Source organism: Collinsella sp. TF05-9AC (genome assembly GCF_003438495.1).
GTDB lineage: Bacteria > Actinomycetota > Coriobacteriia > Coriobacteriales > Coriobacteriaceae > Collinsella.
On sequence record NZ_QSSH01000010.1, the window covers coordinates 64,129 to 73,064 of the forward strand.

Below are 8,936 nucleotides of genomic sequence, written 5' to 3' on the forward strand. Positions count from 1 at the left end.
TCGATGCCCTCTCGCGCGCCCGCGTCGGCGAGCGTGCCCACTGTGCATCGCACCACGCGCTCCTCAGGCCAGGTCGCCTTGTACACGAGCGCCGCCGGCTCATCGGAGCTGCGGCCCGCGGCCAAAAGCTCGGCGGAAAGCTCGGCGAGCATACCCGAGCTCAGGAAGATGACCATAGTCGAGCCGCTTTCCGCCATGGTGCGCATGCCCTCGCCCGCGGGCATGGGGGTGCGCCCGGAAAGCCGCGTGATCACGACCGACTGGCTGATTCCCGGCAGCGTGTATTCCTGGCGAAGCGCCGCCGCGGCACCGCAAAAGCTCGACACGCCGGGCACCACCTCGTAGTCCACGCCGCGCGCGTCGAGTGCGTCCATCTGCTCCTGGATGGCGCCGTATAGGCACGGGTCACCCGTGTGCAGGCGCACCACTTCCTCGCCCCGCGCATCCGCCGCACACATCACGTCGAGCACTTCCTCCAAGGTCATGTGCGCGCTGTCGTAGACGACGCAGGATTCCTTGCAATCGGCGAGCAGCTCGGGGTTCACAAGGCTCCCCGCCCAAACGACCACGTCGGCCGCGCGCAGAAGGCGCGCCCCGCGCAGCGTGATAAGGTCGGCGGCGCCCGAGCCTGCGCCAACGATATGAATCATCCGAGCCTTCCCTTCCCGTTTCTCATCGCAACCGTTTACGCCGCCCTTCGCACAGCGGGCAAAACACGGCGCCCGCAGCGGCAATCGGCGCAAATACGCAGGCAGGAGGCGCAATGCCGCCCGCCCTGGCTTTGACACGTTCACAAGTGCCCACTATCATAGTAAAAGTTTCGGCAACGAGCATATGACAATCGGATAAAAGGAAATGACCGGCGCGGCGCCCGCACAGCCCGCGCTGGCTTGCGGAGGGAACCAGGTGGGAATCCTGGGCAAGGGACATTACTGTATAGGACGCGCGGGCGAACTGCCTCGCGCCCCAAGCCAGACTGCTTCGCCTTTTCCTCACGGCATCGCCGTGGCGTTAGCTCCTTGTGAACCCCGAGGGGTGCGCTTTTCTTTCGCTTGTGCCGACAAGCAACTGTCGCCGGGGGACCGGCAAACCGAGGAAAGGAAAAACCATGTCCGACCAGATGTCACGCCGCGGCTTCATGGGCGCCACAGCAACCGGAGCCGTCGCGCTCGCCGGATTCGCGCTCGCGGGCTGCTCCAACACCTCCGCGAGTTCCGAGAAATCGAGTGAAAAGGAGAAGGCCGTGAAGCCGGTCATCCTCGTCACGAGCTTCGGCACGAGCTACAACGACTCGCGCCACATCACCATCGGCGCCATCGAAGACGCTATCCGCGAGAAGTACTGGCAGGACTACGACATCCGCCGCGCCTTCACCGCGCAGATCATCATCGACAAGCTGAAGAAGCGCGACGGCATCACGATCGACAACATGACCGAGGCGCTCGACCGCTGCGTGGAAGACGGCGTGAAGGAAATCGTCGTGCAGCCGACGCATCTCATGGGTGGCCTGGAATACACCGACGTGAAAGACGAGCTCGACAAGTACGCCGACAAGTTCGACAAAATCTCGCTCGGCGACCCGCTGCTCACCTCCGACGACGACTACAAGAAGGTGGCCGCAGCCATTAAGGAGAACATGGCGTCCTTCGACGACGGCAAGACGGCGCTGTGCCTCATGGGCCACGGCACCGAAGCCGATTCCAACGCCGACTATGCCAAGATGCAGGAAGTGTTTAAGAACGAGGGCTTGACGCAGTTCTTCGTCGGCACCGTCGAGGCTGAACCGACCTGCGAGGATGTTATCGCCGCCGCGAGCGCCGCAGGCTACAAGAAGGCCGTGCTCGCGCCGTTCATGGTGGTCGCGGGCGACCACGCGAACAACGACATGGCAGACGAGACCGACCCCGACAGCTGGGCTGCGAAGTTCGTGGCCGCCGGCTTCGAAGTGACGTGCCTGCTCCAGGGTCTGGGACAGAACGTCGCGGTCGACGACATCTACGTCTCACACGTGGACGACGCCATCGCCAAGCTGTAAACTCGCCGCGCACGGGGGCGCCGGTCGCGTCCCCGTGCAACGGGCATGCGCCTTCCCCGACTGACGGCGCATGCCCGTTGCATTCGCATCCCGCCCACCCACAGCACGGCGCGGACGGTCGAAGCGATTGAAAGGAACCCCTCCATGTTGAAGAAAACCCTCGCCTTCGCCCTGTCGGCGGCGCTTTTCGCGTTCTCGCTCGCCGGCTGCGGCGGAAATTCAATCGACAGCGCAAAGGCAAGCGATGCCGATTCCCAGGAAAAAACCGAACAGGCGGCCGATGCGCCCGAGGACGCAAGCGCTGCCTCCATCACCGCCGACAAGGTGGCCGACGGCACCTATCCGATCACCGTAGATTCCAGCTCGAACATGTTCAGGATTGTGGACGCCCAGCTCATCGTGGAAAACGGCTCCATGCACTGCGTGATGACGCTTTCCGGCACGGGCTACGGCAAGCTCTTCATGGGCACGAGTGACGAGGCTGCCGCCGCGAGCGAGGCCGACTTCATCCCCTATGTGGAAAACGCGGAAGGCAAGTACACCTACGACGTGCCCGTTGAAGCGCTCGACGAGGACACCGCCTGCGCCGCGTGGAGTATTAGAAAAGAGCAGTGGTACGACCGCACGCTCGTGTTCGAATCCGCCGGCGTCGATCTGCGCGCCGACGCACTGAAGTAACGCCATGCGGTCGATTCTTCCCAAGGGGGAAAACAGAAAGCGCCACAGAATCGCGGCGCGCGCGATCGCCTGCGTTCTCGTCGCCCTGCTCGCGCTTCCCTTCGCGGGGTGCAGTGCGAGCCCGAACGCGACCGGTGCCACGACGGGCTCTCAGGAATACACTGTGAGCGTCTCGCTCTCCGGCGGGTCAGGGCGCGCAAGCATCGCCTCACCAACCACAATTGTGAAGGATGGCGACACCTACACCGCGACCATCACCTGGTCGAGTTCGAACTACGACAAGATGACCGTCGACGGCGTGGACTACGCGCCCATAAACGACGGCGGCAACTCCACGTTCGAGATACCCGTCACGCTCGACGAGGACATCGCCGTGTCGGCCGAGACCGTCGCCATGTCGACGCCGCACACCATCGACTACACGATCCACTTCGACTCATCCACCATGAAGGAGAAATCGGGCGACGAAGCAAGCGGCGGCTCCCCTGCGGGAACGGCTTCAAGCGCCGCGGCCGACTTCCACAACGCCGATTTGGGCTGCGGCTGGAAGCCGACGGGGACGTTTCAGCTTGAATACGCCGAACACTTCACTGTCGACGAGTTCGAAGGCGGCCTGCGGCTTATCTGCATTTCGAACGGGGAGCGCTTCCTCGTGGTGCCGCAAGATGCGAAGGTACCTGATGGGTTGAGCTCCGACATCGCGGTCATAAGGCGCCCCGCCGACAAGGTGTACCTCGTGTCGTCGGCGACGATGTGCCTGGTCGACGCGCTCGATGCGAACGACAATATCATTATGTCGGGCACGAAGGCCGACGATTGCTCGGTCGCGGGCTTCAAAAGCGCACTCGAAAGTGGGGCGATCGCCTACGGCGGCAAGTACAGCGCGCCCGACTACGAGCGAATATCGGCCTCGGGCTGCACGCTCGCCATCGAAAACACCATGATCAACCACACACCCGATGTGAAGGAAAAGCTGCAGAAACTCGGGCTCGTCGTGCTCACCGAACAGTCGTCGAGCGAGCCCGAAGCACTCGGGCGCGTCGAGTGGATTAAGCTTTTCGGCGTCCTGTTCGACAAGGAAGACGAGGCCGCGCACCTGTTCAACGAGCAGAAGGCCCGCGTCGAGCAAACGTCGGGGCTCGCGTCGTCAGGTAAAACCGTGGCGTATTTCTACATTAACTCGAACGGGGCCGCCGTCACGCGGCGGGCGGGCGACTACGTGGCGCAGATGATCGAGCTTGCAGGCGGCAACTACGCGCTCGATGACGCGCAGACGGCGTCGACGTCAGGTTCGTCAGTAACGCTCGAAATGGAGCGCTTCTACGCGACGGCGAAGGATGCCGACATCATCGTCTACAACGGCACCATCGACGAATCGGTTGCCACCTTGAACGACTTCGTAGGCAAAAACGCGCTATTGTCGCAGTTCAAAGCCGTGAAGAACGGCAACGTCTGGGTCACAAGCGCCGACATGTACCAGCAGATGACTTCTACCGCCGACATTATCGACGAACTGCACGGGGCGTTCACCGGCGATGACGCGAGCGACTTCCATTATCTGAGGAAGCTCGGCTAGCACCATGAAAAGCCGACTTTCCATGACATACGACGAATCGGGGCGCGCCGCGCGGTGTCGCGTCGTGACGGCGCTGCTCGCTGTTGCCCTCATCGTGCTCGTCGGGGCCAACCTGTGCATCGGGAGCGTGCTCGTGCCCGCAGACCACATCCCTGGCATCCTTTCGGGCGGCGCGGCCAATTCCATGGAAAGCCAAGTCATCTGGGAGATTCGCCTGCCGCGCGTGCTTTCAGCCGTGCTTCTCGGCGGGGCACTTTCGCTCTCCGGGTTCCTGCTGCAGACGTTTTTCAACAATCCCATCGCCGACCCGTTCATCTTGGGCGTCTCCTCGGGCGCAAAGTTCGTCGTCGCGCTTACGATGATCGTACTTCTGGGCGCGAACCAGGCCATGTCCTCGCCGGCCATGGTGGCCGCAGCGTTTCTGGGCTCGCTTATCACCATCGGCTTCGTGCTCCTCATCGCACGGCGCATAAGTTCCATGGCCATACTCATCGTGGCGGGCGTCATGGTGGGATACATCTGCTCGGCGGCGACGAACTTCCTCATCGCCTTCGCCGACGACCAGTCCATCGTGAACCTGCACAACTGGTCTTTGGGTAGCTTCTCGGGTTCGAGCTGGGACGACATCGCGGTCATCGCGGTCGTGGTGATCACCGTGAGCGCATGCGTATTCGCGATATCGAAGCCCCTTTCCGCCTTCCAGCTGGGAGAAGCCTACGCGAAAAGCGTCGGCGTGAACGTCGCACGCTTCCGCGTGGTGCTCGTCCTTCTAGCGAGCATGCTCTCCGCCTGCGTGACCGCGTTCGCTGGTCCGGTGTCGTTCGTAGGCATCGCGGTTCCGCATCTCGTTAAGTCGGCGCTGAAGTCGTCGAAGCCTATCCGCGTGATTCCTGCGTGCTTCTTGGGAGGCGCCATCTTTTGCGCGGGCTGCGATTTGATCGCGCGCACGCTGTTCTCCCCCGTCGAGCTTTCCATCAGCGCCGTCACCGCCATCTTCGGCGCGCCGGTGGTTATTGCACTCATGTTGAAGAAGCGGGTGAGGTAGATGGGGGAATTCGTGCCGCGGACCAAAACGCTCGGAGGGAACATTCCATGCTTGGCCAGTCCTGAGCTCGCACGAAAGCGCCAGAAGGCACTTTCGGCTCGTGCGGAACTGCGCGCGGAACGCCTCCTTCGAGCGGAGTCGAACCTCGAAACCCCGGTCGAAACGCAGGCTGACGGAGCGCCGCTTTTCCGCATAAGCGACCTGTCGGCGGGCTACGACAAGAAGGTCGTAGTCGAAGGCGTCGATCTGGAGGTTCGCGCGGGCGACGTCGTGGCACTCATCGGGCCGAACGGCTCGGGCAAGTCGACCATCTTGAAAACCATCACACGCCATCTGGCACCGCTTGCCGGCGCGGTCGAGCTCGACGGGCGGGAGATTTCCCGATGGAAGACGGCGGAGTTCGCAAGGAACCTTGCCGTTATGCTGACAGATCGCCCCCGGACCGAGCTCCTCACCTGCCGCGATATCGTAGAGGCGGGAAGGCATCCCTACACCGGGCGAATGGGCACACTCACGCCCGACGACCATAATCGGGTCGACGAGGCCATGAAAACCGCACATGTGGAAAAGCTTGCCGAGCGCGACTTCATGCAGATAAGCGACGGGCAACGCCAGCGCGTCATGCTCGCACGCGCCATCGCGCAGGATCCGCGCGTGCTCGTGCTCGACGAGCCCACGTCGTATCTCGATATCCGCTACCAGATCGACCTGCTGCGAATACTTCGCCACCTTGCGAAATCGCGGAATGTTGCTGTCATCATGTCCATCCACGAACTCGAGCTCGCGCAGAAAAGCGCCGACAAGGTGATTTGCGTGAAGGACGGCCGGGTCTTCCGCGCCGGCGCACCCGAGGACATATTCACGCGCGAGACGATTGGCGAGCTCTACGGCCTGCAACATGGCACCTTCAACGAGCGCTTCGGCAGCGTGGAAATTGGGCGCCCGCACGGCGATGCGCACACGTTCGTCATCGCCGGCGCAGGTACGGGGTCGGCTGTGTTTCGCCAGCTCATCCGGCAGGGCAAGGCGTTCTACGCGGGCGTTCTGCACGAAGGGGACATCGACTGCGAGCTCGCGCGCGACCTGGCGACGGAATGCGTGGCCGAGCGCGCCTTCGAGCCGATCGGGGATAAAACCATAGCCCGCGCCAAAGAGCTCCTCGTCCACTGCACGCGCCTTATCGTGTGCCCCGCCGCCTTCGGCACCATAAACGCCCGCAACGCAGAGCTCGTCGAGTTCGCACGCTCGCATGGTATCGAGGTCATGCGAGCGTGCGAAGGCGCATCGGAGGATTCCCAATTGGATACGCCTAGGCGCGGTCCAAGAAATCGTCCGCACCCCCTTTAGGTTGTTAAAAGACCTATTCAGTCCCTATTTCACCGCAACTCAGGGGGGGGTAAGGCGCAAGTGCTATTCGAAGCGAGATTCTAGGCTCGACAGGCCGTTGAGCGTGAGGTCATTAGCAACCTCCGAGACGCGCTCGATAGGAACCGAGCCGTCAGACAGCGCCCACGTGCGATAGATACCGATAATACCCGACAGCAAAAACGCCAGATAGTAGTCGAACATCTCGTCCTTGAGACCTTGGGGCAGCAGATCGCGCTCGGCAATCTCATGTTCGAGCGGCGCACGAAGACGAGCCATGAAATCATCGAGCGGAATATTCTCGATCAGCTGACGATTGAGCACTAAGTTGTTGCACAGTGCCTCATTAACGGTTTTAAAGAAGGTCGCCGCCGCGCCCAGGGCGCGCTCGTTGGTGTCGCCGTCCATGGAAGCAAGCGTTTTCTCGACCGAGTCGACAATCATCTCCACCACATCGACGGCAATGGCATCGAGCAGGCCATCAACCGTGCCAAAGTGAACGTAAAAGGTCTTGCGGTCGACATTGGCCTCGCGCGCGATGGCACTCACCGTAATGTCTGCCAGCGGCTTTTCCATGAGCAGGCGCTCGAAAGCGGAAAGGATGGCATTGCGGCTGCGAACGATGCGGCGATCAAGGCGCGGTTTGCTGGTTGCCATGGGCGTGTCCCTTCGATATACGAGCAATCATCAACAGATGAGAGATAATCTACGTAAGAGGATTATCTCTCAAACAGCACAAATATACCCCGCATCATGAAGAACGCACGACTGCCCTACTGCGACTTAGGGTGCTTCTTCTTATTGAGTGCCGACGGAGATACGCGAATACCGTCGCCCGTCTGGCGCACATAGGTTTTATGAGTCGGCTTAGCGGTCCCAGGAGCCTTCTGAGCGTGCTTCTTGGGATCAACGGTAACAGCATTCGTGGGGTGCGGCTTAGTGGGCGCAGAGGGCGTCTGAGGCGTGCGGCCGAGCTTGCGCATCACGCGATCCCAGCGCGCATGGATGCTCTCGTTGTGGGCGCTCTTAAGTCCCAGCAGGGGCGCAGCCAAAATGGTAGGCGCAATAAACGTAATGAGACGCCACAGCAGATAGCCGGCGGTCGAAGCCGAACCGAAGAAATGACCCAAGAACAATGCAAAGCCGCCCTCAGCGCCACCAGTTCCACCGGGCAAGGGAACCGCAGAGCTTAACAGCTGGACAAAGGCGCTCGCGGCCATGACCGAGAAAAAGTCGACCTCGTGGTGGCCAAAGGCAAGCATCAGGAAATACGGAACCAGATAGAAAAACGCGAGCTGCAGCATGGTGATAAACACGGTGAGCAGCATGGAAGAAAAATGTCCGGCCGAAAGCTTGAACTTCTCGGAGAAGGAGTAGATCTCGCCATCGACAAACGTGCGCCAACTCTCGATCTTAGTGGCCGAGACACCAATGCGCTCAAGCCAATTGATGATGCAATGGGCGACGCGCGTGACGGTCTTAGGCATGAGCGCGACGGCGAAGATGCCAAGCAAGATGCAGCAGTGTCCACCAAAGCTAAAGACGCACAGCAGCGTCATGTCGCCGTAGCGTTCGGCAAAAAACGGCATACGGGCGAGCAGCAGGATAGCGCCCCAGGCGACCAGGCCAAACTGGTACACGATAAAACGCGTGAATTGCGTGGCGCCGGCCTCGCCCATGTTTTGGCCGGCCTTGGTCAGGCGATAGATCTGAGCCGGGGTGGAGCCCATCATCATGGGCGTCAGGTTGCCAAAGAAGATGCCACTCGCCTCGACCGAGATCAGGTCGCGGATGCCGACGGGCGAATTGGGATCGAGCCAGACGGCGATCGCATAGGCCACAATGCCAAAGAACAGGTACATGAACATGCAAAGACACGCGACAACGAGCCATGACGCCTGGACGCTCGACATAGCGGCCCAGAACTGCCCCATCTGCCCGGTTACCACCAGATAGACGATATAACCTACCAGCACGACGCCGATAAAGATGGCGCCGCGGCGTGCGCTCTTATTGTCATCTCCGCCCGAGGCCTCAACCTCGACCTGGGGCTTAGACGTATGCTGAGAGGACTCCGTCATGAGACTCCTTCTAATAGTCAAAATATCTTGGATATTGTACTCGTAAGGGCCATAGGCAGAACGCAAAGCTCTGGTTCAAACGGGAATTGCAGACGGTTGTTTGAAAATCAGAACCACCCTTAAAAAGGGTGGTTTGCTCTTAGGGTATAACCCACG

General features: G+C 61.1%; 8 protein-coding genes. 5 read left to right on the forward strand and 3 right to left on the reverse strand.

Features of this window, described 5'->3' with window-relative positions; all coding sequences use genetic code 11:
• Positions 1-650 (reverse strand): precorrin-4 C(11)-methyltransferase (cobM, locus tag DXC52_RS04580; RefSeq protein ID WP_199409455.1); only part of this gene is annotated, 650 nt, incomplete at its 3' end.
• A gap of 458 nt (positions 651-1,108) precedes the next feature.
• Between cobM and DXC52_RS04585 the strand changes: the two genes are divergently transcribed.
• The 5 genes from DXC52_RS04585 to DXC52_RS04605 all read left to right on the forward strand — a co-directional run bounded on the left by DXC52_RS04585 (position 1,109) and on the right by DXC52_RS04605 (position 6,681).
• Positions 1,109-2,035, forward strand: coding sequence for a sirohydrochlorin cobaltochelatase (locus DXC52_RS04585; protein WP_117746325.1), 927 nt, complete (start codon positions 1,109-1,111; stop codon positions 2,033-2,035).
• A 144-nt stretch (positions 2,036-2,179) separates the two neighbouring features.
• Complete coding sequence (locus DXC52_RS04590) at positions 2,180-2,713, forward strand: hypothetical protein (RefSeq protein WP_117746326.1); 534 nt, start codon at positions 2,180-2,182, stop codon at positions 2,711-2,713.
• Positions 2,714-2,717: 4 nt separating this feature from the next.
• Positions 2,718-4,289 carry an ABC transporter substrate-binding protein gene (locus DXC52_RS04595; protein WP_117746327.1) on the forward strand — a complete coding sequence of 524 codons (1,572 nt, stop codon included), beginning with the start codon at positions 2,718-2,720 and terminating at the stop codon, positions 4,287-4,289.
• A gap of 4 nt (positions 4,290-4,293) precedes the next feature.
• Entirely contained in the window at positions 4,294-5,334 is a 1,041-nt protein-coding gene (locus tag DXC52_RS04600; protein ID WP_233504833.1) for an iron ABC transporter permease, read from the forward strand.
• A gap of 51 nt (positions 5,335-5,385) precedes the next feature.
• Complete coding sequence (locus tag DXC52_RS04605) at positions 5,386-6,681, forward strand: ABC transporter ATP-binding protein (protein ID WP_233504835.1); 1,296 nt, start codon at positions 5,386-5,388, stop codon at positions 6,679-6,681.
• Between the two features lie 63 nt (positions 6,682-6,744).
• On the opposite strand, the gene DXC52_RS04610 is transcribed toward DXC52_RS04605, so the two are convergent.
• A complete protein-coding gene (locus DXC52_RS04610) occupies positions 6,745-7,356 on the reverse strand; it encodes a TetR/AcrR family transcriptional regulator (protein ID WP_117746330.1) in 612 nt (203 codons plus the stop codon).
• Between the two features lie 116 nt (positions 7,357-7,472).
• Entirely contained in the window at positions 7,473-8,780 is a 1,308-nt protein-coding gene (locus DXC52_RS04615) for a lysylphosphatidylglycerol synthase transmembrane domain-containing protein (RefSeq protein ID WP_117746331.1), read from the reverse strand.
• Positions 8,781-8,936: the final 156 nt, after the last annotated feature.